This is a genomic window from Streptomyces sp. NPDC049813 (assembly GCF_044465085.1).
Lineage (GTDB): Bacteria > Actinomycetota > Actinomycetes > Streptomycetales > Streptomycetaceae > Streptomyces.
On record NZ_JBITLI010000010.1, the window covers coordinates 103,735 to 126,688 of the forward strand.

Sequence of the window (22,954 nt, forward strand, 5' to 3'; positions counted from 1 at the left end):
CCCCGGCTCCCGCACCCACCGAAGGTGACCCATGCCTCTGGTCCCCACCGCCACCCTGGTGGACAACGCCGTACGCGAGGGCTCCGCCGTCCTCGCCTTCAACATCGTGACGCTGGAACACGCCGAGGCCGTCGCGCGGGCCTGCGAGCGCGCCGCGGCGCCGGCCGTCCTCGCCGTCAGCCACAACGCCGTCCGCTACCACCACGACGACCCGGCCCCGCTGCTCGCGGCGGCCGCCGCGGTCGCCCGCCGCGCCGCCGCCCCGCTCGCCCTGCACCTCGACCACGTGGAGGACGAGGACCTGGCGCTGCGCGCCCGCGAACTGGGCTGCGGCTCGGTCATGTTCGACGCCTCCCGGCTGCCGCACGCGCAGAACGTCGCGCGCACGGCCGCCGTCACCGCGCGCCTGCACGACGACGGCATCTGGGTAGAGGCCGAGCTGGGCGAGATCGGCGGCAAGGACGGCGTGCACGCCGCGACCGCGCGCACCGACCCGGCCGACGCCGCGGCGTACGTACGGGCCACCGGCGTCGACGCGCTGGCGGTCGCCGTCGGCAGCTCCCACGCCATGACCGAGCGCACGGCCTCCCTCGACCAGGAACTCATCGCCCGCCTGCGCGCCGCCGTCGGCGTGCCGCTCGTCCTGCACGGCTCGTCCGGCGTCCCCGACGCCGCCCTGCGGTCCGCCGTCCACCACGGCATGCGGAAGATCAACTTCGGGACGCATCTCAGCGCCGCCTTCACCCGGGCGGTCCGGGACCGGCTCGACGCGTACACGGGCGTGGACCCGCGGCGCTATCTCGCCGCGGGCCGCGACGCGGTGGCCGCGGCCACGGAGCAGCGCCTGCGCCTCCTGGCGCCCACCGCTCCCTGAGCCCGTCCGGCGTCCCCCATATCCGACCTCGACCTCGACATCTGCATCGACCTCGACATCTGCATCGGCACCGGCATCCGCTCTCGCGGCGGCACAGAAGGAGCACCGAGCATGACCACGCCCGCGCCACGGCACGAGCCCGTCCCCGACCCTCGCGCCCTGCTCACCGCACTCGGTGAGCGCGTCCTCGAACGCGAAGGCATCCCCATGTTCCTGGCCCTCCAGGTACCCGGACGCGCCGCCGACCAGCCACCGCCGGCGGCGCCCGGCGACACCGAGGGCGAGGAGCTGGCCGCTCTGCTCGGGCACTACCGGGCCGTCCTCGCCCCCGACGCGCCGGACGACGCCGAACCCGCCCTGATCGACGTCCTCCAGGTCATGGGGGCAGCCCACTTCACCCCGCACGGCCCCGCCGCACCGAAGGACGAGGCACGATGACCACCTCCGCCCGCACCCGGCAGCCGTCCTTCTCGGGCCAGGAGCAGGCACTGCGCTCCGGCCAGTACCTGCGCGTCGTGAACTACCACAACACCCCGCACGCCGACACGGACAGGATCCGCGGCGAACTGGCCCGGCTTGCCGAGAACTTCAGCGCCGTCACCCTCGACGACCTGGACCTGTTCCGGTCCACCGGCCGCTGGCACAAGAGCCGCCCCGGCGTCATCCCGGTCTTCTACGAGGGCTACCGCAACAACGCCGAGGTCGCCGCGCCGCTGGCCGAGGAGGTGGGGCTGACCGCCTGGTTCTTCATCTGCACGGCCTTCCTCGACGTGCCCGTGGCGCAGCAGTACGACTACGCGGGGGAGCACCACATCGATCTGGTCGAGGAGAACGAGCGGGGCGAGCGGCTCGCCATGACCTGGGACGACGTGGCGGAACTGAGCCGGCGGCACGTCGTCACCCCGCACACGGCCCACCACGCCGAGGCCGCGTCGCTGCGTACCGCGAGCGACCTGGACCGGGAGATCGGCGAGCCCAAGCGCCGGATGGACGCGGTCACCGGCCAGGCCGCCGCGAGCACCGCGTTCCTGTGGGGCACGCCGTACGGCGCCGATCCGCTGGTCGACGCGGCGCTGCGGGAGGCCGGTTACCGCTACCAGTTCGGCAACACCGCGATCCAGTACATCGGCGGCTGAAGCCGACGCCCGACGCTCGACGGCCGTCGGCGCGGACGCGGTGGCCCGGCACACGTGTGCCGGGCCACCGCGTCGTCTCAACCGGGCAGCCGCTGCACCATCGTGTTGCTGAACACGAACCGGTACCCCGCCTCGACCAGGGCCCGGTCGGCCGCCGACCCGCCCGACCAGGAGGTGCCCTCCAGCCAGGCGGTGCACAGCGCGGACCCGCCGGTGGCGCGGTCCATCAGGCGCTTCGGCGCGTGCACCTCCCGTTCGATGTCCGCCGGGGAGAGGACCGTGCGGGCGAGTGCGTGCGAGGCGGTGTGCGGGGTGACCACGTGCCCGCGCCGGTGCAGATCGCCGATCTCGTCCCAGGTCATGGCGATCCGTTCGCCTTGCGGGTTCTCCGGCACCAGCTTGATCCGGTGGTCGAGGGCGTACGCGTACTGCGCGTCGGGCGGGGTCTCCACGAACGCGGTGCAGATGAAGAACCACCCGGTGACCCCGGCCTCCTCGCACGCTGCCGCGGCGACGTCGTAGTTGTCCCGGTACCCCTCGTAGAAGACGGGCAGCAGACCGGGCCGGGGCTTGTGCCACACCCCCGTCCGGGCGAACCGCTCCAGATCGTCGACGTCGACCGTCGCGAAGTCGCGGGCATAGCCGCGCAGTTCGGCGACGAGTTCGTCCTTCCAACTGGCCGGAGTGTTGTGGTAGTTCACGACGCGCAGGAAGTGCCCCGCCCGCAGATCGGCCTCGGTGCCCGCCGCGCTGATCCCGGGACCGGCCGACAGCGGCAGAGCGGCGCTCGCCCCGCCGGGCGGCGGTGAGACGGGCGGGGCGGCCCGGCCGGGCCCCAGACCGTGATAGGCCAAGGCCTGCAGCGTCCGGACCAAGGTGTCCTCCTCGGTGGACGCCGCGAGTTCGGCGCGGGCCTCGCAGAAGGCCTGCGCGAGCGCGAGATCGGCAGGATGCGGGGCGGCGGGGGCGGGCCCGCCCCCGCCGAATCCCGCCCCTTCCCCGGAGGGCGCCGAACGCAAAGACACGTACATCGGCACACCCCTGCGCCGCGCCACCAGCCGCTGACTGGCCTCGAGAGCGCTTCGCGGAGAGAGAGCCGAGAAGGAGTGCGACATGCCAAGTCCTCCATGCAGTACACAACTGACCCTGTCACTGTGCTCGTTCACGCACGGAGCGGCAATATCGCGCAGCACTTGACTGAAATTGCTCACATCGTTCAGCGGGGTCACCCCCTGCCCTCCCGCGGGGTGTCGACGACGCCCTGCGCCCGGAGCCGCTCGATGGCGGCGGCGTCGTGTCCCAGGGCGGCGAGGATCTGCGCGGTGTGTTGTCCGGCGGCGGGGACGGGAGCCATGCGGGGGGTGACGCCGGAGAGGTCGGCCGGGGGGAGCAGCGCCTGTACGGGGCCGGGCGCGTCCGGCACCTCGATCTCCCGCCACCGGTCGCGCGCGGCGAGGACCGGGTGGGCGAGGAACTCGGCGACGGAGTTCACCCCGGCGTTGGCGATGCCCGCCGCGTCCAGGAGCGCCATGGCCTCGTCGCTGCCGAGTTCCGCGAAGCGCGCCGCGACGGCGGCGTCGACCTGGTCGCGGTGGGCGACGCGAGCCGCGCCGGTGGCGAAGCGGGGGTCCCGGGCGAGCTCGGGGCGGCCGAGGACCGTGGCGCACAGGGCCACCCACTCGCGCTCGTTCTGCACGGAGAGCAGGACGTCCTTCCCGTCGGCGGCGGTGAACGGCCCGTAGGGGGCGATCGTGGCGTGCCGGGCGCCGACGCGGGGCGGCTGGGTGCCGCCGTACCGGGTGTAATAGGCGGGCTGGCCCATCCACTCGGCCAGCGCCTCGAACAGCGAGACCTCTACGGTGGGCGCCCGGCCGGTCGTGGCCCGGGTGTAGAGCGCGGCGAGAAGGCCGCTGTACGCGTACATCCCCGCCGCGATGTCGGCCACCGAGATGCCCGCACGGGCCGGTTCGTCCGCCGAGCCGGTGAGGGAGAGCAGCCCCGTCTGGCACTGCACGAGCAGGTCGTAGGCCTTGCGTCCGGACCAGGGACCGGTGGTGCCGTAGCCGCTGATCGTGCAGGGGATCAGCGTGGGGTGGCGGGCCTGCAGCGCGGCCGGGCCGAGGTCCAGGCGCTCGGCGGCCCCCGGGGCGAGGTTCTGGACGAACACGTCGGCGCCGGTGAGCAGTTCCTCCAGGATCGCCCGGCCCGCCGGGGACTTCAGGTCGAGCGCGAGCGACTCCTTGGACCGGTTGAGCCAGACGAAGTAGCTGGACTGGCCGTGCACGGTGGTGTCGTAGCGGCGGGCGAAGTCACCCCCGCCGGGCCGCTCGACCTTGATGACGCGGGCGCCGAGGTCGGCGAGCTGACGGGTGGCGAACGGGGCGGCGACGGCCTGTTCGAGGCTGACGACGGTGACCCCGTCGAGGGGGAGCGGAGCGGTCACGCGGACACCTTCCGGGACGTTCGGCGCGCGGCGGCGCGGGAGCCGGCTCCCCGGTCGTGTCGTGCGCGGGAGCCGGTAGGTCACTCCCGCATGCGGCGAACTCCGCCGTCAACTCCGCGCCCGGCCCCTCGCCCTCGCTCCCTGCTCACTCGAAGAACTTCAGGCTCCAGCCCGTGTTCGTCTCGGCCCCGGGGACGTTGGCCCGTCGGTAGGTGGTGTTCCCCCACCAGGCGAACGAACCCCGGTACCACTGGCGGTTCTCCCACGAGTACGGCGTGCCCTTCGCCACCGCGTGGAACATGGAGGGGAACGTGCTTCCGGCCGGCGGGCTCGTGTTGATGTCCCCGTCGAGCAGCACGAAGCTGTGGTGGCCCGGGCCGTCCACGTACAGGGTCGGGTCCCACCCGGCCATCATCGTCTCGCGGTGCGAACCGAACAGGCAGCCGTTCGACTTGTACCAGTCCCACACGTAGGTGGGGTCGCCGCCGGCCCGCAGCCGCAGGTCCGCCAGGCAGTACTGGTCGCTCCAGCTGCCGTTGGCGGAGTAGACGATGTGCAGTTGCCCGTTCGGGTCCTTGATCGCCTCGGGTGCCTCGTTGATGTACGGATTGCCGACCACGCGCTCCCAGCTCTCGCGCGGCTGGGAGATGACGGAGCGGCCGCCGGTCGCGGTGGCCGGGTCGCTCATGCGGGCGATATAGAGGTTCTGCTCGACGTTCGTGTCGCCGGCCCACCCCGACCAGACGAACCAGCGCTGGCCCTGGAAGGTGAACAGGGTGCCGTCGATGGCCCACTTGTCGTCCGGCAGCGCCACCTTCTTCTCGGCCGAGTAGCCGCCGGCCGGGGCGGCCGAGCTGATGACGTACATCCGGTGGGCCGCGCCGCGGCCCGCCGAGAAGTAGATGTGGTACTGGCCGCCGTCCCGGACGATCTCCGGGGCCCAGATCTCGCCGCGGCCCGCGGTGTCCGACCAGACCTTCGCCGTGGGCGCGGAGGCGAGGGCGTCCGGGGACGACGCCTGCCGGACGACGATGCCGCCGTCGGCCGACTGGACGGCGATGTAGGTGCCGCCGACCCGCAGCACGCTGGGGTCGGCGCCCCGCAGCCCGATCGCGCCCTGCGCCGACGCGGTCCGGGCGGGGGCCGCACGCTGTGCCGGCTCCGCCCGCGCGGGCGCCGCACCGTGCGCCGCGTCGGGCAGCGACACGGAGAGCGGGACGGCGAGCGCGCCCGCGAGGGCGAGGACACCGAGGCCGAAGGAGCGTCTGAAGATCTTCATGGGCTTCTTCTCCTTGTGGGTCGCTGCTCCCGGAACGCACCCCCGAGGAAGGGTTACATCGTTGGAAGTGCGCTGCCTCAGGCTCCCGAACGGCGTGTGACATGTCAATGTCACGCACGCGTCATATCGACGTCCGGAGCGGAGAACTGCCCTTCTTCGCAGGGTGGTTCAACGTTGGCGCTGAGTCAGGCCCGGCGCGGCCGCGGGGGCCGGCGGGCGCCCCCGCCCACCGGCCCCCGCCCCGCCCGCTAGCTCAGCGTCTTGAGCGCCGCGACGTCGTACGGCTTCAGTTGGTCGAAGCGGCCGGCGAGGACCTTCTCCGCCCACTGCGGGTCCTGGAGCAGGGCGCGGCCGACGGCGACCATGTCGAACTCGTCGCGCTCCAGGCGGTCGAGGAGGTCGTCGATGCCCTTGGTCTTGGAGCCCTCGCCCTGGAACGCGGCGATGAAGTCGCCGTCCAGGCCGACCGAGCCGACGGTGATGGTCGGCTTGCCGGTGAGCTTCTTGGTCCAGCCGGCGAGGTTGAGGTCCGAGTCGTCGAACTCGGGCACCCAGTAGCGGCGGGTGGACGCGTGGAAGGCGTCGACGCCGGCCGCGGCGAGCGGGGTGAGGATCGCCTCCAGCTCCTCGGGGGTCTCGGCGAGCCGGGCGTCGTAGGCCTCCTGCTTCCACTGCGAGTACCGGAAGATCACCGGGAAGCCGGGGGAGACGCGGGCGCGGATCGCGGCGACGATCTCGGCGGCGAACCGCGTGCGGGCCACGGGGTCGCCGCCGTAGGCGTCGCCGCGGCGGTTGGTGCCCGCCCACAGGAACTGGTCGAGCAGGTACCCGTGCGCGCCGTGCACCTCGACGCCGTCCATGCCGATGCGCTCGGCGTCCGCGGCCGCCTGCGCGAAGGCGGCGACGACGTCGTCCACGTCGCTCTGCGTCATCGCCTCGCCGACGCCCTCGGTGCCGTCGACGCCGATCCCGGACGGGCCCACGACCGGCGCGTCGGCGAAGGGCGGCCGGCCCGGCTTGCGGACCGTGCCGATGTGCCACAGCTGCGGCACCACGGCGCCGCCCGCCGCGTGCACGTCCTCGGCGACCTTCGCCCAGCCGGCCAGCTGCTCCGTACCGTGGAAGCGCGGGACCCGGCTGCTCTCCCCGGCCGACGGGTGACCGACGTAGGTCCCCTCGGTGATGATCAGGCCCACTCCGGCGGCGGCGCGCCGGGAGTAGTAGGACCGGACGTCCTCGCCCGGGACGCCGTCCGGCGAGAACATGCGCGTCATCGGCGCCATCGCGAGGCGGTTGCGGACGGTCAGGCCGTTCAGCGCGAGGGGGCGGGAGAGGGTGGCGGCGGCGCGGGACGCGTGCGGCGCGGAGTCAGTCACGGAGTGTTCCTCCTGGGTACCAGTCAGTATGTGCACATGCATGAATACGCGCGTGCCAACCGATCCGGCGCCCGTGGCATTCCGTCACCGCGGGAGTCCGGGGTGTGATCCGGGCCACCGGGGGTGCGCAGCCCGTGGACACGCGCGTGCGGGGCGGCCCGTGGTGGGACCGCCCCGCACGCGGCGCGTCAGCGCGTCGGGCCTACGGGAAGGAGGTGATCTTGGAGGGGACGGTGCTGGTTCCCGAGGTCGGGGCACCGGTGTTGTTGACGACGTGGGCGTACTGACCCTTGCCGCCCAGGGAGATGACCTGGATGTCGTGGAGCTTGATGCCCGGCTTCACCGGGACCTGGAAGCCGTGCTGCTGCACGATGCTCGGGTCCGAGGTGAAGTTGCAGTAGCTGCCGAGCCCCCACGCCTCGTGCGTGTTGACACTGTCGGCGACCTTGTAGGCCGCGTACCCGACGATGCCGTCGTGGGTGACGGCGGCGGCGTTGGGCACGTCGTACGCCTTCTCGTTCTGGAAGAAGATCGTGCGCCCGCGCTCACCGTTCCAGAGCACGTCGTACTTGTTGAAGTGCTCCACGAACAGGCCGGTCGTCAGGACGTCGTCGCCGTTCACGACGAGTCCGTAGTCGGCGCGGTTCGTCTCCCAGCCGACGCCGTCGCCGTGGTCGGCGCGCCAGATCCAGGTGTGGTCCACGATGACGTCGTCGCTGTTGACGACCACCGAGTTGGTGGCGAGGCCGGGGCCGGCGCCGCCGATGCGGATGAACACGTCCTGCATGGTGGTCGGGTTCGCGGCGTGGTCGGCGCTCGCGCCGGCCCCGCCGATCTGCAGCAGCGTGTCGGACTTCTTGCTGCCCGCGTCGATGAGGAAGCCGGCGAGCTTCACGCCGTCGACGTCGGCGACGTGCATCGCGTCGACGCCGTTGTCCGGGACGATCGTGGCCAGACCGAGGCCGAGGACCACCGTGTTGGCGCGGTTGACGTTGATGGTCTGGTCGAGGTGGTACACGCCGGGCGTGAACAGCAGGTTCAGGCCCTGCGAGAGCGCCTGGTTGATGGTGGCCGCGGTCGCGCCGGGCTTGACGACGTAGAACTGGCTCAGCGGCAGCGACGTGCCCGCGTTGGCCGGCCAGGAGACGCCGCGCGCGTTGGTGCGCTTGGCGGGCACGAACACCTTGTACTGGCCGCCGTCCTGGTAGAGGAACGGCTTCTCGCGCGAGACCGGGGTGGTGTCGAGCGTGGTGTACGGGCCGGTGTCGAAGTTCGTCGCCGGAGCGCCCTGCACACCGGAGAACGTCATGTTCCACACACCGTTGGTCCAGCCGCCGACCGAGCTGTCGCGGGTGTACCACTGCTGCTGCGAGTACGGGCCGACCGTGCCGTCGATCTTGGAGTCGGCGATGTAGCCGCCGGAGGCCCAGCCGTAGCCGTTCGGCGCGAGATTGAGGCCGCCGGTGACGTGCATGCGGCGGAACGGCGCGGCCTGGGCGACGGCCCAGCGGTCGGTGCCGTTCACCGGGTTGAGGGAGAGGTTCTCGGCCGAGCGCCAGAAGTTCTGGGTGGCGTTGCCGTTGAACCAGCCCGCGTCGACCGTGACGTCACCGTTGATCTTCGTGTCGTCGGGGTTGAGCCCGAGGCCGGAGATGGAGGTGTAGAAGCCGAGTTGGGCGTTGATGTTGTTGTAGGTGCCCGGCTTGAGCAGGAACTGGTAGCGCTGCGAACCGAACTGGTTCGACTCCTGCTGCGCGAAGACCTGGTCGAACTTGGCCTGGAGGTTCGGCGTGCTCGGGTCCACCACGATGACGTTGGGACCGAGGTCGCCGCCGCCCTCGACCGGCGGTGTGGTGGTGCCCGAGCCGGTGTGCACGGCCACCTCCCACAGCGAGTAGCCGTAGCCGGTGGCGCGGCTCGTGCCCTGCACGCGCAGGTAGCGGCCGGTGCCGCTCACGTCGTACGAGGCCTGGCCGCCGGTGCCGTTGGTGACGTCCTTCAGGGTCGTCCAGCTCTGGCCGTCGGCCGAGGCCTGGATCTTGAAGGCCTTGGCGTACGCCGCCTCCCAGTTGAGGTCGACCTTGCAGATGCTCTGCGAGGAACCGAGGTCGACCTGGACCCACTGCGGGTCGCTCGCCTGGCTGGACCAGCGGGTGGCGGTGTCACCGTCGAACGCGGCGGAGGCCGGGGTGCCCCCGTTCTCGGTGGAGGAGGCGGTCGCCGGCCGGCCCTTGGCGGCGTTCGCGCTCCCGCAGCCGTCCGCGGGCGGGGTGCTCCCGGAGTCGCCGAAGACCTGGAACTCCCAGAGGGAGTAGCCGTACGAGGTGGCGCGGGTGACGCCGTACATGCGGACGTAGCGGCCCTTGCCGGAGACGTCCAGGGTGTCGGTGCCGCCGTCGGAGGCGGTCACGGACTTGAGGTCGGTCCAGGTGCTCGCGTTGTCCGAGACCTGGATCTTGTAGTCCTTGGCGTAGGCGGCCTCCCAGTTGAGGACGACCTTGCTGAGGTTCGCCGAGGCGCCCAGGTCGACCTGGAGCCACTGGCTGTCACTGGCCGCCGACGACCAGCGGGTCCCGTTGTCACCGTCGACGGCGGCGGACGCGAGCGTGCCGCCGTTCTCGGTGGAGGAGGCGGTGGCGGTCCTGCCCTGGGAGAGCGGCGTGTCGGCGGCGGCCGCGGGGGCCGCCACCGACATCTGGGCGGGGACGGTCAGCAGCGCCGCCGCCGTGGCGAGCGCGATCCCCAAGGATCTGTGTCTCATACGTTTTCACTCCGTGCGGGGGTGAGGGTGAGGCGGCCCGGAGGCCTTCACCGAGTGAGCGCACGTCTGGACCGACGGGCGCGGTGGAGCGCACCCCTGCCGCGTGCGGAAGGGGTGAACGGCCATATGAAACGGCTTAGTTCGGGGTTTGATTTAAGGTCCGAGGCAATTGGTCGGGCAAGACCTCGGGCACGATTTATTTTCAGGACCCGAACGGAACGGTCACCGCCCGGGCCCTGTTTGTCGCGCTTGCCGCTTCAGTTCTCGGCGGGCCGCGGTGGGGGCCGGTGGGCGTGGTGTCAGGAAGTGGAGACGCGCACAGCAGCGCAGCCGCTCACCGGCCGGCCCGGCACGGGCCCGCCCACGTGCTGAACGGGACCGGGCGGTTCATCCTGGTGGGGAGCCGGCCGGGTGCCGCTCGTCGGCGCGACCCGAGCCGCGGTCGAGGCCGTCGCCGCGCAGTGACCAGTGGAGCAGCCCCATGACGCAGAGCGGGACAGACGCCGGGGCGGCCGGGGAGCCGGTGCGGGCGCTGGAGCGGATCGCGTTCCTGCTGGAGCGCGCCGCGGCTCCCACCTACCGCGTGCGCGCCTTCCGGACGGCCGCCGAGGTGATCGCCGGGCTGGACGCCGCCGAGCTGGCCGGGCGGATCGCGGACGGCTCCCTGGAGAAGCTCAAGGGGATCGGCCCGAAGACCGCCGCCGTGATCCGGGAAGCTTGGGCGGGCGACGTCCCCGCGTATCTGCGGCGCCTGGAGGACGAGGCGGGGACGACACCCCTCGTGCCGGAGGGCGCCGGCAGCGGTCTGCGGGCGCTGCTGCGCGGCGACTGCCATCTGCACTCCGACTGGTCCGACGGCGGCAGCCCTATCGAGGAGATGGGCCGGGCCACCCGGGCGCTCGGGCACGAGTGGGCCGTCCTGACGGACCACTCCCCGCGGCTGACGGTGGCCCGCGGCCTCTCCCCCGAGCGGCTTCGCGAGCAACTGGCCGTGGTGGCGGAGCTGAACGCGCGCTGGGCGCCGTTCCGGCTGCTCACCGGCATCGAGTGCGACATCCTCGACGACGGCTCCCTGGACCAGGAGCCCGAACTGCTCGACCAGCTCGACGTCGTGGTCGTCTCGGTCCATTCCAGACTGCGGATGGACGCCGACGCGATGACCCGGCGGATGATCGCCGCCGTCAGCAACCCGCGGGCCGACATCCTCGGACACTGCACCGGCCGGCTGGTCACCGGACGGGGCAGGCCCGAATCGCAGTTCGACGCCGACGCGGTCTTCGCGGCGTGCGCGGCGGCGGGCACGGCGGTGGAGATCAACAGCCGCCCCGAGCGCCTCGACCCACCCCGCCGCCTGCTGCGCCGGGCGGTGGCGGCGGGCACCCTGTTCTCGGTCGACACCGACGCGCACGCCCCGGGCCAGCTGGACTGGCAGGTGATCGGCTGCGCGCGGGCGGAGGAGTGCGGAGTGCCCGCCGACCACGTGGTCACGACCTGGCCGGCGGACAGGCTGCTGGAGTGGACCCGGGCGAAGCGGGCGGGGCGGTTGCCCTAGGAAGGGGGTGCGACGTGGTCACCTCCCCTGGCCCATCGACGTGCGGAGAGCACCTCCGAGTCCCGCGTCAGGACGTCGTCTTCCCTGTCGCCGCTCCGTCGTCCGGGCCGTACATAGTGCCCAGCAGGCGCTGGCGCGCCGCCGTCAGGCGCTCGTCGTAGTCCGGCTGGAGGATCTCGGTGCCGGCACGCTCGATGACCGTCCGCGTAGGAGACGACGGGTGCCGTCGAGCCGGGCTCGGTGGGTGCTTCTACGCTTCCTGCCATGAATGTCGACGATCGCGCATGGCAGTCGAGCACCTACCGCGGTCTGTCTCCAGCAACGGTGCGGCTCCTGTTGGACCACGGTCACCTGGACCTGGTGGCCCGGGCGGCGGTGGAGCGCCGCGAGTGGTTCTGTGCCGAAGCAGCGGCAGCGGAGCTGAGCCAGGCGGGGGACCTCGGGCGCGCGCTTCGCGTGCTGGAGCCGTTCGTCGTGGCCGGGTGGCGGCCGGCCACGGACGCGAAGGCCGGGATCCTGCTCCGGGCGGGCCGCGGCACGGAGGAGGTTCTCGGTCTGGTGCGGCTGACTGAAGCCGGCGAGGTCTCCAGGTCGTGCCGCACCACGACCACGAGGAGTTCCAGCACTGGTGGCGGGCCTGGGCCCTCGCCGGCCTCGGCCGCGTCGACGAGGCGATCACCGTGGCCGCGCTCGACCCTCCCTGGACCGATCCCCGCATCGCCGAGGCCACCCTCCTCAAGAGGGCCGGCCGCCTTGCTGACGCCGCCGATGCACTGCGGGCCCTCGGCACGATCGAGGCACGTCAGGAACTGTGCGAGGTCCTGGTCCTGCAAGGCCGCGCGGACGAGGCGATCTCCGTCCACCCCACAGTGGCCGAACAGCGTGCCGCCGAGTCGAAGCGCGAGCCCGCCCCGCCCGGCGAGAGCGGGTACTCCTCGGAGCCACCGTTGTGAGGGAACCCTCCCTGCACGCCCGCATCACGTCGCCGCGGCCCCGTCCAGCGCCTCCGCGATGCCCGCGTCGAGGTCGGTGCGGTAACCGGCGTCGAACGCGCGGTCGTACGCCGGTATGCCGAGCGCCTCGCGGGTGCGGCTGACGCAGTCCTCATGGGCCGCCACCCACGTGGGGATGCCGACCTGAGGGCGGCCGAGCGCGTCCCACAGTTGGTGCGCCAGGCCCAGCAGCCGGGCCGCCCGCTCCGCCTGGCCGTCGGCGATGGCGCACTGCGCGATCGCCTCCAGGCACATGCCGGAGCCGAAGCTGTCGTGCATCCGGTGCTTGACCGTCAGCGACGCCCGCGCGGAGTGCTCCGCGTCCTGGATGCGGCCGAGGGCCAGCTCGGCCTGGGCGCGGATGGAGTCGCCCCAGGCACGCATCCAGCTCTCCCCGGACGCGTCGCACGTACGCCGCATCTCGTCCAGCCCCACCAGGGCCTCCTCGGCCATCCCCAGGGCGATGCGGGCGTGGCTGCCGACGGAGAGCGAGCCGAGGCCGGGCACGCTGAGCATCGCCTCGGGCGAGCGGCTGTGCCGGGCATGCAGCTCGTCCGTGAGTTTGAGGACGGTAACCGCGTCACCGCGCAGCGCCGCCGTCACCGCGGTCACGGACTTCGCCAGGCTGTCCTCGGCCTCGCCGAACCGGGCCGCCAGAGCGGTGCTCTGCACCTCGCACTCCTCCAGCGCGGGCAGATCGCCCAGCTCGGTCAGGACCAGGCCGTACGCGTAGAGCGCCTTCAGCCGCAGCGGGCTGGGCCCCGGGAACGCCGCGAGGGCCCGCTCCAAATAGTGCCGGCCCTCCCGGGCGAGCCCGCACGCGTACCAGAGGAACCACAGGTCCCCGGCCATCCCGAGGCCTATTCGGGTGTCCGCGGAGCCCAGGCAGGAGTCGAGCGCGAGCCGGAGATTGTCGAACTCGGCGTGCATCCGCTCGTACCAGAGGTACTGGTCGGGGCCCATCCAGGCCGTGTCACCCTCGCGGGCCAGGCGCAGGTACCAGGTGCGGTGGCGGCGGCGGAACTCCCGGCCCTCGCCCAGGCTCCGCAGCCAGACCTCGCCGAACTCGCGGATCGTGTCCAGCATCCGGTACCGCTCACCGGCCGCCGTCGGCTCCCACGTGATGATCGACTTCTCGGCGAGCCCGGCCAGCAGGCCGGGGATGTCCGCACGGTCGAGGCGGTCGTCGGCGCAGACCTGCAGGGCGCCTTCCGTGTCGAAGCTGCCCACGAAGACCGACAGCCGCGCCCACAGCAGCCGTTCGGCCGGGGTGCACAGCTGGTGGCTCCAGCCGATCGTGGTGCGCAGCGCGTGGTGCCAGACGGGGTCGGCCGGTCCGGCGGCGGCGGGATCGCTCTCGCCGAGCACCGAGAACCGGTCGGTCACCCGGTCGGCGAGCCGGTCGGCGAGTTCGGCGGGGGAGAGCTCCCGCAGCCGGGCCGCGGCCAGCTCGATCGCCAGCGGCAGGCCCTCCAGTTGCCGGCACAACCGCTCCAGGTCGGCCCGGACGGCATCGGTGACGGTGAACCCCGGCACCGCGGCGGCGGCCCGCTCGGCCAGCAGCACCATGGCGTCGGACTCCGGCCCCGCCGCCTGCTCCGCGTCCGGGCCCGGCACGGGCAGCGGATCGACCGTCAGCACCTCCTCCGCCGCCACCCCCAGCGCCCGCCGGCTCGTGGCGAGGATCCGCAGCCCGGGAGCGGCCGCGGTCAACCGCTCCACCACGGGCCGCAGTTCGCGCGTGAGATGTTCGCACGTGTCGAGGACGAGCAGCAGCCGCCGCCCGGCGAGGTAGTGCGCCAGGGCGTCCATCACGGGCACGGCCGTCTGGTGCGCCATCGGCAGCGACTCCGCGATGGTGTGCGGCAGCAACTCCCCTTCGCGCAGCCCCGACAGCGAGACCCACCACACGCCGTCCGCGAGCTCCGGCCGCAGGCGGGCCGCGACGCCCTGCGCCAGCCGCGTCTTGCCGACGCCGCCGACCCCCACGAGCGTCACCACACCGTGCGGCCGCAACGCCCGCGTTACCTGGTCCAGCTCGGTGCGTCGGCCGACCAGGCCACCGTGGGCCCGGGGCACCTCGCCCGCCCGCCACTCCCGCTGCTCGTCCGCCGCCATCGTTCCACTCCCACCCCGAGACCGTGTCTCTGTCAGTCCCCGTCAGTCCCCGTCAGTCCCCGTCAGTCACTGTCAGTGCTATCAACTCGGCGCCCGTCGGGGAGGAGTTATCGCTCGATCCGTCACCTCTCATTCCGCGCACGGCGGGTGGTAGGGGACGCCGGGGAGGTAGCGGTGCCACTGGAGTGCGGTGAGAGCCGGCCGGGCCCCGGCGCAGGCCCGGCCGATCACGCCGGGGAAGTCCAGGGGCAGGGCCCGGACCATGCCGTCGTAGACGCCGGTGAACAGCGTCCGGCCGTCCGTCGCGAACGCCGTGGCGCTGACGGCGGTGGTGTACCCGGTGAGTTCCGCCCGCAGGGCGGGCCCGGCCGGGCGCGACACGTCCCACAGCCGTACGGTCCGGTCGTCGCCGCCGGTGGCGAGGGTGCGGCCGTCGGGGCTGAAGGCGAGCCCGCCCACCACGTCGCTGTGGCCGCGCAGGACAGCCAGCTCCCGCGGGCGGGCCGGGTCCGCGACCGACCACAGGCGAACGGACTCGTCGCCGCCGCCCGACGTCGCCAGGAGGTCGGCGTCGGGGCTGAAGGCCGCCGCCAGGCCGGTGATGGCGTGCGCGTACCACTGCCCGTACCTGCGCGGGTGGCGCGGGTCCCGTACGTCCCACAGCTGGAGCCGCCGGTCGTCGCCGACCGTGGCGAGGAGCCGGGCCGTGCGGTCGAAGGCGACCCCGCGGACGGTCGCCGTGTGGCCGGTCAGGCGGGCGAGCTGCCGCGGCCGTGCGGGGTCGCCGACGTCCCACAGGCGGGTGGCGCGGTCGGCGCCCGCGCTCGCGAGGGTACGGCCGTCGGGGCTGTAGGCCAGGGCACGGACCGCCCCGTCTCGGGGGCCGAAGACGGCCAGTGCCTTCGGGGCCGCCGTGTCGGCCAGGCTCCACGTGCGGAGCTCCCCGGCGGCGTCCGCGGTGGCCAGGACGCGTCCGCCGGGGCCGGCCGCCAGCGCCCAGACGGTGCCGTGCGCACCCCGCAGGGTGCTGAGCGGCCGCGGCCGGGGACCACCGAGGTCCCAGAGCCGGGCCGTCCGGTCACCGCCGCCGGTGACCAGGATCCGGCCGCCCGGCACGACCGCCAGGGAGACCACCTCGGAGCCGTGCGCCCGCCACGCCTGCATGAGGGTGCTGAGCAGGTTGTCCCGGGTGTGCCGCTGGGGCGCCAGTTCATGGGCGGCGAGCGCCACTTGACGGGCGAGCGCGGGATCCTTGTGCTCCAGCGCGCTCGCGCGGTCCGACGCGGTGATCGCGACCGCCGCGTTGCGCTGTTCGGTCACCTGCCTGCCGGCGCGCAGCGCGTAGTAGGTCGTGCCGGTGGCGAGCAGGAGCAGCAGGGCCAACAGGCAGGCCAGCAGCCGCAGCCGACCGGTCCTGCGGCGGGCGACGGACGCCTCGGCGCTCTCGGCGGCCACGCTCGCGTCCAGGAACGCGCGCTCGCCCGCGGTGAGCCGGTGGGTGCCGGCGTCGTCCAGCTGACGCGCCAGGGCCAGCCGCGCCCTCCGGTACAGCGCGCCCGGGTCCCGGCCGAGGGACTCCCAGACCTCGGCCGCCTCGGTGAGCCGCCGGGCCGTCCGCAGCAGGTCGCGGTTGTCGCTCAGCCAGTGGCGCAGCCGCGGCCAGCCGCGCAGCAGCGCCTCGTGGGTGATCTCGACGCCGTCCCCGTCGAGGACGATCAGCCGGGCCCGCACCGCCTGTTCGAGGACGTCGGCGGTGGCACCGTCCGTGTCGAGTTCGGCGCGCGTGATGCGGCGTCGCGTGTCCTCGGTGCCGTCGCCCAGGGTCGTGAGCCGCTGGAACAGATGCCGGGCGACGTCCTGCCGGTCCGGTGCGAGCGACGCGTAACAGGACTCGGCGGTCTGCGCCAGCGCCCCCTCGATGCCTCCCGCGGCACGGAACCCGTCCAGCGTCAGGACGTTGCCGCGCCTGCGGTGCCAGGTCTCCAGCAGGGCGTGCGACAGCAACGGCAGGACGGCGGCCCGGCCCTGGGCCTGCGCGATCAGGTGGGCGAGCAGCGGGCCCTCCACACGGCATCCCGCCCGGGCGGCCGGGCGGGTGATCACGCTGTGCAGCTCGTCGACGGTCATCGGCCCCACCGTGACCTGGCCGTCCCGCAACGCCTCCACCAGTTCGGCGTGGACCGCGCAGTGCGGATAGAAGTCGGCGCGGACGCCCAGGACGACCCGGCCGCCGCTCCGGGGAGCGCGGGCCACGGTGAGGAGAGCGGAGAGGAACCGCGACCGCTCCTGATCGTCGCGGCAGTGCGTGAAGACCTCCTCGAACTGGTCCACCACCAGGACCGTCTCGGGCGCGGGGCCCTGGCCCCGGCCGGGCGTGCCGGCGGCCGCCAGCTGCCGGAGCGTGAGGTGGACGGAGCGCGGGTCCGTCGCGAACTCCCGCAGCAGCGGACCCGGCGGGGTGCCCGCGGGAGCGGCCAGCCGGACCGCGAGCTCCTCCAGCGGACGCGGCCCCGGACAGAAGGTGATCACCCGGTGGCCGCCCGCCCGCAGCGACGGAGCGAGCCCGGCGCGCAGCAGCGAGGTCTTGCCCGCCCCCGACGCCCCGAACAGGGCGATGAGCCGGCGCTGCGCGACGCGCCGGGCGACATCCTCGACGAGCCGTTCGCGCCCGAAGAACCAGTCGCCGTCCTCGGCCTCGTAGGCGACGAGCCCCGCGTAGGGAGGCCGGTCCGGCGGCGGCCCGGCACCGCGCGCCTCCGTCGTGGTCCCGGCGGCGAGCTCCGCCGCCACCTGATACCAGCGCCGCTCCCACGCCTCGGCGTCGCCCCCGCAGGCGCGCACGTACGCCAGCGTCACGTCGAGCGTCGGCAGCCTGCGTCCCGCCGCGGCGCCCGACAGCGTGGCCACGGAGTAGTGCGCACGCTCCGACAGGGCGCGGTACGAGGGGGAGCCCGCGCCGTGGCGCAACTTCCGTAGCTCCGCCGCCAGTCGAAGCAACGGGCTGTCGCCCTCAGTAAGCGGCGTCTCTCTGCGCGGCACCGTCCCACCCCCCTTGATCCCATTGTTCAGGATCTGTTTGTTCACTACCAGCGACGGAGAGCGAACAACGTCCACCTGCTAGATCTGCTGGAGAGGCGGACCGACCGCCGCCCGCAGAAGGGACATCCGTCGTGCGTCTGAAGAACAACCTGGCTCTGCTGCTCGGCGCTGCCACGCTCACCGTCGGCCTCGGCGCCGCCACCGCGCCGCCCGCGTCGGCCGCCGCGGGCTGCTGGCGCAGCGGCGCGCACTGGTGGTGCAACAACGTCTCCGGAGCCGCCGTCTACGGCTACAAGGACCTCGCCCGGTTCTACCCCGACTCCAGCCGGGTCGTCGGGCACATGTACTCCAACCCCAGCTGGTTCGACTGCCGTTACGACGGCGGGAACCCCGACGAGTACGTCGGGGGACCGCACCCTTACCGCTGGGTGTGGACGAAGGCGGACAACGGCGCGTACGGCTGGATGAAGGACACGGCCATCGCCAGCGAGACCAACACGCTGCCCGCCTGCTGGTGACGCGATGACCGCCGTGTATCCCTGTCCGCCCCGGCACCCGTCGAGGAGATCTCCCACCATGCACTTCGTCAGGAACATCGTCACCACGACCGCGGCCGCGGCCCTCGCCGCCGGTCTCACGGTCGTCGCCGCACCGACCGCGTCCGCCGCCTCTCCCTGCTGGTACCAGGGCGGCGAGTGGTGGTGCAACAACGTCCGCGGCGCCGCCGTCCACGAAGGCGCCGAGAGCAACGGCTACCCGCACCCGGACGTCGTCGTCGGCCGTATGAACAGCAATCCGAGCTGGTTCCGCTGCCGCCGTGACGACGGCCCCTACGTCGGCGGCCCGCACCCGCACCGCTGGGTGTGGACCAAGGCCGACAACGGCGCCTGGGGCTACATGAAGGACACCTCGATCAGCAGTGAGACGAACCCGCTGCCGGTCTGCTGACACCGCGGCCGCGTGCCGTACGAGGGGCGGCACGCGGCCCCGGTCCCGCCGGCGCACAGGCCGGGAGCGGCACCGGCACGGCCGGTGCCGGTGGCCCCCGCGCAGTTCAGGGGGCTCGTGCGGGTGGTTAGGGTACGTCGGTATGCCCGCTGTCCCCGCCTCCACGGCCAGCGCCCGCCGGGGCGCCGCCCCGCTGGACCCGCTGATCCGCCGTCACCGCACCGCGCTGCGGCTCTGCTTCGCGATCCCCGGCCTGGCGCTCGCCTCCTGGGTGACCCGTACCCCGGACGTCCGGGACGGGCTCGGCGCGTCCACCGCCGAGATGGGCCTGGTGCTCTTCGGCATGTCGATCGGCTCGATGCTCGGCATCCTGGTGGCCGCCGCCCTGGTCGCCCGCTTCTCGACCCGTCCCGTCATCGTCACCGGCATGGCCCTCGTCCTGGCCGGCACGGGCGGGGCGGCCCTCGGCACGACGGCGTCCTCGCCGCCGGCGGTCGCCTTCGGGCTGCTGCTCATCGGCGCCGGGGTGGGCCTGTCCGAGGTCGCCAGCAACGTGGCGGGCGTCGAGGTGGAGCGGCAGCTCGGCCGTCCCGTGCTGCCCGCCCTGCACGGCTGCTACAGCCTCGGCACCGTCATCGGCGCGGCTCTCGGGGTGGCGGGCGCCACCTTGGACTTCCCCGTGCCCTGGCACCTCGCGGCGGTGCTGCTCCTCGTGGCGGTGCTGCTCGCCGTCGCGGTGCCGGGACTGCGCCCCGGGATCGGCCGCCGCGCCCCGTCCGACGGCACCGGCACGAGCACCGGCACCGGCTTCGAGGAAGGGGCCACGGCCGCGGCGGGTGGTCCAGCTGCCCGGGCAGCCGCCCCCTCGGTCGCGCCCCTGGCCACCGCCGAACGCAGGCTGTACCTCGACCCGCGGTTGCTCCTGATCGGCGGTGTGGTCCTCGGCATGACGCTCGCCGAGGGCGCCGCCACCGACTGGCTGCCGCTGCTGATGGTCGACGGGCACGGCATGCCCGCGGGCCTCGGCTCGCTGGTGTACGCGGGTTTCGCCGCGGCGATGGCGGCCGGAAGGTTCGCGGGCGGGCCCGTCGTCGCCCGGCTCGGCCGGCCCGTCGTCCTCGGCGGCGGCGCGCTGCTGACCGCCGCGGGGATCGCCCTGGTCTGCTTCGTCGACTCCCCGCTCGCGGCCGGCTGCGCCGTGCTGCTCTGGGGGCTCGGCACGTCCCTCGGCTTCCCGCTGGCCCTCTCCGCGGCGGGCGAATCGGGCCCGGACACCACCGGGCGCGTCGCCCTCACCTCCCGGATCGGCTACGTCGCGCTGCTGGCCGGGCCCCCGGTGCTCGGCTTCGTCGGCGAACACCACGGTCTGCGGGGCGCGATGGTGCTGGTCCTGCTGCTCATGCTCGTGGCCGCGCTGCTGTCGCCCGCGACCGCCGCCGTGCCCCACGGCGCCACGCCGCCGGACGGCCTCGCGGCCGACGCCACCGGTCTCCCGACGCCCCGCCAGAGCCACCAAAACCGGCAGAGCCTTCAGAACCCTCCACACCGTCAGATCCAGGACGAGGGGCCGCGGTCAGCCGTGGGGACGGACAGCTCGCGGTCGCCGGGGGCGGGCTGACGCTCGTAGGACCCCAAGGACCCACCACGGCACCGGCTCCCGTCACAGCGGCAGCGGCACCGTGAACACGGTCGCGGGGGGGGGGGGGGGGGGGGGGGGGGGGCCCCCCCCGCCCCCGCCCCCGCGCCCGCCGCCCCCCCCGGGGGCCCCCCCGCGCCCCCCCCCCCGGGGGCGGCCCCGGGGGCGGGGGGGGGGGGCGCCGCCCCCCCCCCCCCCCCCCCCCCCCCCCGCGCCGCCCGCCCCGGCGCCGGGGGCGGGGGGGCGGGGGGGGGGGGGGGGGGGGGGGGGGGGGGCCGCCCCCCCCCCCCCCCCCCCCCCGCCGCGGTCAGCCGGCGGTCAGACGCGGTCCGCCGCGATCAGGACGTACTGGAAGGAGCCGTCCCGGTAGGAGTTGATGAACGCCTCTTCGATCCCCGTGACCAGCGACGAGGTCGCCCGCAGCTCCCAGTAGGGCAGCGTGTCGGGGGTGAGGTCGATGACGGCCTGCGGCACGAGACGGTTGTCGGCCATGGCGCGCAGGTACTCCCGGCGCGAGTGGATGTTGCACTCGAAGTGCGCGTTGATCTGCGAGACCCACTTCGAGGGCTGGCCGTACCGCGGGTTCCAGCAGCCGGTGATGGTCACGTACCGGCCGCCGACGGAGAGCACCCGGGAGTGCTCCGCGAAGAGGTCGTGCAGGTCGACGTACATGCTCGACTCGTTGTTCCACGACGCCGCGGCCGCGCCGGTCTCGAAGGGCGTGTCCAGCATGTTGCAGACGCGGGCGCGCACGTGGTCCTGGATGCCCAGTTCGGCCGCGCGGCCGTTGGCGAAGTCGGCCTGCTTGGCCGAGAGGGTGACTCCCTCCACCGAGCACCCGAAGCGCTGGTGCGCCATCACCATCGAGCCGCCCCGGCCGCAGCCGGCGTCCACCAGGGTGTCGTCCCGCCCGATGTCGCCGAGGTGGTGCAGGAGCAGGTCGGCCTGGGCGGACTCCAGCCGGTGCAGCTCGGCGATGAGCCGCTGCTCGCGCTCGGCGTCGTCGGCGCCGCCGAGCGCGGAGCGGTCGACCTCGCCGATGCCGTAGTGGTGGTGGTAGAGACCGTCGACATCGCCGAGCCGCAGGTTCACGGGCCGCGCCTCGCCGTCCCAGTACCGGGCGATGTCGCCCTGGTAGGGCGTCGCCGGGTTCGGCACGAACAGCGGCAGGTCACGGGCGGGGGCGGTGAGTTCGGTGCTGGTCACAGAGATTCCAATCTTTCCCGGAAGCCGGGTCTTTACCAGAAATCGGGCAGGCGGTAGCGGTAGGTGTTGTTCTGGTGCCAGTGGTGGTTGCCGTCGACCCACGCGGCGACGCCGCGCAGGAAGCGCTGGACGTCGGGCAGCGGACAGTCGGCGGCCAGCGCCGCGGCCTCGGCCTCGAAGGCGTGCATGAGGTCGTTGTGGACCTCGACCGCCTTGAGGTAGGCGTCCCGGTCGGAGAGGTCCTCGCGGGCCGCGAGCACGACCGGCAGGTTCAGGTGGGTGCCGGGCGCGTCGAGTTCCTTGGTGTACGAGTACAGGTCGTTGACGATGGTCGTCGCGTTCCCGGCCAGCGCGATGACCTTCTGCATGGCCGGGCGGGCGTGCAGGTCCGCGGGGAGTTCGTAGCCGCCGACGGTGTCCGTGATGGTGGGGCAGGGGCGGAAGTTGTTGAACTGCCGCATGGCCAGGTACTCCCAGACCTCCGGGACCTCGTCCAGCTGGGCCCAGGCCGCCTCGGCGAGGTAGCCCAGGTGCAGCCGGGCCATGTCGTGCCGGTACCGGTCGGCCTGGGACGGGCTGCTCGCCCGGACGAAGTACTCCATCGCGGACCGGTACGCACGCCGGGGCGCGTCCGCGTACAGCGACTTCTCCCAGTCCGTCTGGTACTCCGGCGTCGTGTGGAGGGGGTCGAGGGCGGTGTGCGCCAGCAGGAGCCGCTCGCCGAGGCCGACGGGCGAGCCGCCGTGGTCCTCGCAGTAGCAGTCGTCCACCGCGTTCTCGGCCACCATCAGCCGGGTCGCGATCATGACGTGGTCGACCGTGGGGGCGTCGGGGTGGCAGCCGACCATGTAGCTGCCCACCGAGAAGCCGTCGAACTCCTCCTCCCAGTCGTCCGGGTAGAGGCTGACCTCCTCCATCGCCCACGCCTTGATGCGGCGGCCGACCTCCTCGACGCGCACCGGGTCGGGATCGGGCACGGCGTGGTGGTAGAGGCCAGGGATCGGCCGTCCCTGGGGGGCGGACTCCGCCGCCGGGACCGTCGCGGGGGCCGCCGGCGCGGGCGGCTCCACGCGCGGGACCAGGCGCAGGCCGGCCGTGCCGATGCCGCTGGGCCCGCGCAGCAGCCGCTCCAGATCGCCCGCGGGAGCGGGCGGGACGTCCACCGCGGGCGTGGCGACGGGCGGCGGTGCGGCGGAGACGGGGGGTGGGGCGGGTGCGGTCGGGGCGGCCGGTACGCCTCCCGCGGGGGCGCCGGCCGGGGGCGATTCCAGCGAGCCCGGCGAGCCCGGTGAGGAGGGCGCTGCCGGGGTGCTGACCGCAGGCGCGGCGGCGCGGACCGGGGTGGCGGGGACACCGTCCGAAGCGGCCGGCGGGGTGACCGGAGCTGCGGCAACACCCGGGACCGTGGGCACACTGGCCGGTGCTGCCGGTGCTGCCGAGAGCGTGGGGGATGCGGCGGGCGAGGGTGCGGGTGGCTCGGGCGCCGCGGACCCCGCACCGGGCGCCGCGGACCCCGCACCGGGCGCGGTGGACGGACCACCGGTGGCGGCGCCGATGTCGCGGGCGCGGGCCGCGGCCTCGGCCAGCACGTGCG

Annotated in this window: 17 protein-coding genes; 8 read left to right on the forward strand and 9 right to left on the reverse strand. The window is 73.8% G+C overall.

Annotated features, from left to right (window positions below):
• Positions 1-31: 31 nt before the first annotated feature.
• The 3 genes from ACIBW6_RS21150 (at position 32) to ACIBW6_RS21160 (ending at position 2,010) form a co-directional block, all read left to right on the forward strand.
• Positions 32-874, forward strand: coding sequence for a class II fructose-bisphosphate aldolase (locus tag ACIBW6_RS21150; RefSeq protein ID WP_399061744.1), 843 nt, complete (start codon positions 32-34; stop codon positions 872-874).
• 111 nt (positions 875-985) lie between these two features.
• Entirely contained in the window at positions 986-1,312 is a 327-nt protein-coding gene (locus ACIBW6_RS21155) for a hypothetical protein (RefSeq protein WP_399061746.1), read from the forward strand.
• Positions 1,309-2,010, forward strand: a complete 702-nt coding sequence (locus ACIBW6_RS21160) for a polysaccharide deacetylase family protein (RefSeq protein WP_399061748.1) — start codon at positions 1,309-1,311, stop codon at positions 2,008-2,010. The genes ACIBW6_RS21155 and ACIBW6_RS21160 overlap by 4 nt, the downstream gene beginning before the upstream one ends.
• A 77-nt stretch (positions 2,011-2,087) precedes the next feature.
• Here ACIBW6_RS21160 and ACIBW6_RS21165 read toward each other — a convergent pair whose 3' ends face one another.
• From ACIBW6_RS21165 to ACIBW6_RS21185, 5 genes are all read right to left on the reverse strand, one after another.
• The gene (locus tag ACIBW6_RS21165) at positions 2,088-3,035 is read right to left on the reverse strand and encodes a polysaccharide deacetylase family protein (RefSeq protein ID WP_399061750.1); all 948 of its coding nucleotides are present in this window, start codon (positions 3,033-3,035) and stop codon (positions 2,088-2,090) included.
• Between the two features lie 200 nt (positions 3,036-3,235).
• Complete coding sequence (locus ACIBW6_RS21170; protein WP_399061752.1) at positions 3,236-4,453, reverse strand: CaiB/BaiF CoA transferase family protein; 1,218 nt, start codon at positions 4,451-4,453, stop codon at positions 3,236-3,238.
• Positions 4,454-4,598: 145 nt separating this feature from the next.
• Positions 4,599-5,732, reverse strand: a complete 1,134-nt coding sequence (locus tag ACIBW6_RS21175) for a glycoside hydrolase family 43 protein (protein ID WP_399061755.1) — start codon at positions 5,730-5,732, stop codon at positions 4,599-4,601.
• A 248-nt stretch (positions 5,733-5,980) separates the two neighbouring features.
• Positions 5,981-7,108, reverse strand: a complete 1,128-nt coding sequence (locus ACIBW6_RS21180) for an NADH:flavin oxidoreductase (protein ID WP_399061757.1) — start codon at positions 7,106-7,108, stop codon at positions 5,981-5,983.
• Between the two features lie 202 nt (positions 7,109-7,310).
• Complete coding sequence (locus tag ACIBW6_RS21185; protein ID WP_399061759.1) at positions 7,311-9,869, reverse strand: discoidin domain-containing protein; 2,559 nt, start codon at positions 9,867-9,869, stop codon at positions 7,311-7,313.
• 481 nt (positions 9,870-10,350) lie between these two features.
• On the opposite strand from ACIBW6_RS21185, the gene ACIBW6_RS21190 reads away from it, so the two are divergent.
• Both ACIBW6_RS21190 and ACIBW6_RS21195 read left to right on the forward strand, forming a co-directional pair.
• Positions 10,351-11,421 carry a PHP domain-containing protein gene (locus ACIBW6_RS21190; RefSeq protein ID WP_399061761.1) on the forward strand — a complete coding sequence of 357 codons (1,071 nt, stop codon included), beginning with the start codon at positions 10,351-10,353 and terminating at the stop codon, positions 11,419-11,421.
• Positions 11,422-12,014: 593 nt separating this feature from the next.
• Positions 12,015-12,374 carry a hypothetical protein gene (locus ACIBW6_RS21195; RefSeq protein ID WP_399061763.1) on the forward strand — a complete coding sequence of 120 codons (360 nt, stop codon included), beginning with the start codon at positions 12,015-12,017 and terminating at the stop codon, positions 12,372-12,374.
• A 24-nt stretch (positions 12,375-12,398) separates the two neighbouring features.
• On the opposite strand, the gene ACIBW6_RS21200 is transcribed toward ACIBW6_RS21195, so the two are convergent.
• Positions 12,399-14,531, reverse strand: a complete 2,133-nt coding sequence (locus tag ACIBW6_RS21200; RefSeq protein WP_399061765.1) for an ATP-binding protein — start codon at positions 14,529-14,531, stop codon at positions 12,399-12,401.
• 129 nt (positions 14,532-14,660) lie between these two features.
• Complete coding sequence (locus ACIBW6_RS21205; RefSeq protein ID WP_399061767.1) at positions 14,661-17,498, reverse strand: hypothetical protein; 2,838 nt, start codon at positions 17,496-17,498, stop codon at positions 14,661-14,663.
• Between the two features lie 203 nt (positions 17,499-17,701).
• On the opposite strand from ACIBW6_RS21205, the gene ACIBW6_RS21210 reads away from it, so the two are divergent.
• The 3 genes from ACIBW6_RS21210 (at position 17,702) to ACIBW6_RS21220 (ending at position 20,136) form a co-directional block, all read left to right on the forward strand.
• Positions 17,702-18,088 carry a hypothetical protein gene (locus ACIBW6_RS21210; RefSeq protein ID WP_399061769.1) on the forward strand — a complete coding sequence of 129 codons (387 nt, stop codon included), beginning with the start codon at positions 17,702-17,704 and terminating at the stop codon, positions 18,086-18,088.
• Positions 18,089-18,146: 58 nt separating this feature from the next.
• On the forward strand, positions 18,147-18,518 hold the full coding sequence (locus tag ACIBW6_RS21215; RefSeq protein ID WP_399061771.1) for a hypothetical protein: 372 nt from the start codon (positions 18,147-18,149) through the stop codon (positions 18,516-18,518).
• A 142-nt stretch (positions 18,519-18,660) separates the two neighbouring features.
• Positions 18,661-20,136, forward strand: coding sequence for an MFS transporter (locus ACIBW6_RS21220; protein ID WP_399061773.1), 1,476 nt, complete (start codon positions 18,661-18,663; stop codon positions 20,134-20,136).
• A 336-nt stretch (positions 20,137-20,472) separates the two neighbouring features.
• Here the strand turns inward: ACIBW6_RS21220 and ACIBW6_RS21225 are convergent, their stop codons facing one another.
• Together ACIBW6_RS21225 and ACIBW6_RS21230 are read right to left on the reverse strand one after the other, a co-directional pair.
• Positions 20,473-21,360 (reverse strand): geranyl diphosphate 2-C-methyltransferase, encoded by an 888-nt coding sequence (locus tag ACIBW6_RS21225; protein ID WP_399061775.1) that lies wholly within the window; start codon positions 21,358-21,360, stop codon positions 20,473-20,475.
• Between the two features lie 32 nt (positions 21,361-21,392).
• Positions 21,393-22,631: a family 2 encapsulin nanocompartment cargo protein terpene cyclase gene (locus ACIBW6_RS21230; RefSeq protein ID WP_399062098.1), complete on the reverse strand. Its 1,239-nt coding sequence runs from the start codon at positions 22,629-22,631 to the stop codon at positions 21,393-21,395.
• Positions 22,632-22,954: the final 323 nt, after the last annotated feature.

Excerpts from the sequence above, each read along its gene's own strand:
- ACIBW6_RS21150 (WP_399061744.1), top strand. The coding sequence starts at position 32 with ATGCCTCTGGTCCCCACCGCCACCCTGGTGGACAACGCCGTACGCGAG.
- ACIBW6_RS21155 (WP_399061746.1), top strand. The coding sequence starts at position 986 with ATGACCACGCCCGCGCCACGGCACGAGCCCGTCCCCGACCCTCGCGCC.
- ACIBW6_RS21160 (WP_399061748.1), top strand. The coding sequence starts at position 1,309 with ATGACCACCTCCGCCCGCACCCGGCAGCCGTCCTTCTCGGGCCAGGAG.
- ACIBW6_RS21175 (WP_399061755.1), bottom strand. The coding sequence starts at position 5,732 with ATGAAGATCTTCAGACGCTCCTTCGGCCTCGGTGTCCTCGCCCTCGCG.
- ACIBW6_RS21185 (WP_399061759.1), bottom strand. The coding sequence starts at position 9,869 with ATGAGACACAGATCCTTGGGGATCGCGCTCGCCACGGCGGCGGCGCTG.
- ACIBW6_RS21190 (WP_399061761.1), top strand. The coding sequence starts at position 10,351 with ATGACGCAGAGCGGGACAGACGCCGGGGCGGCCGGGGAGCCGGTGCGG.
- ACIBW6_RS21200 (WP_399061765.1), bottom strand. The coding sequence starts at position 14,531 with ATGGCGGCGGACGAGCAGCGGGAGTGGCGGGCGGGCGAGGTGCCCCGG.
- ACIBW6_RS21215 (WP_399061771.1), top strand. The coding sequence starts at position 18,147 with ATGCACTTCGTCAGGAACATCGTCACCACGACCGCGGCCGCGGCCCTC.
- ACIBW6_RS21220 (WP_399061773.1), top strand. The coding sequence starts at position 18,661 with ATGCCCGCTGTCCCCGCCTCCACGGCCAGCGCCCGCCGGGGCGCCGCC.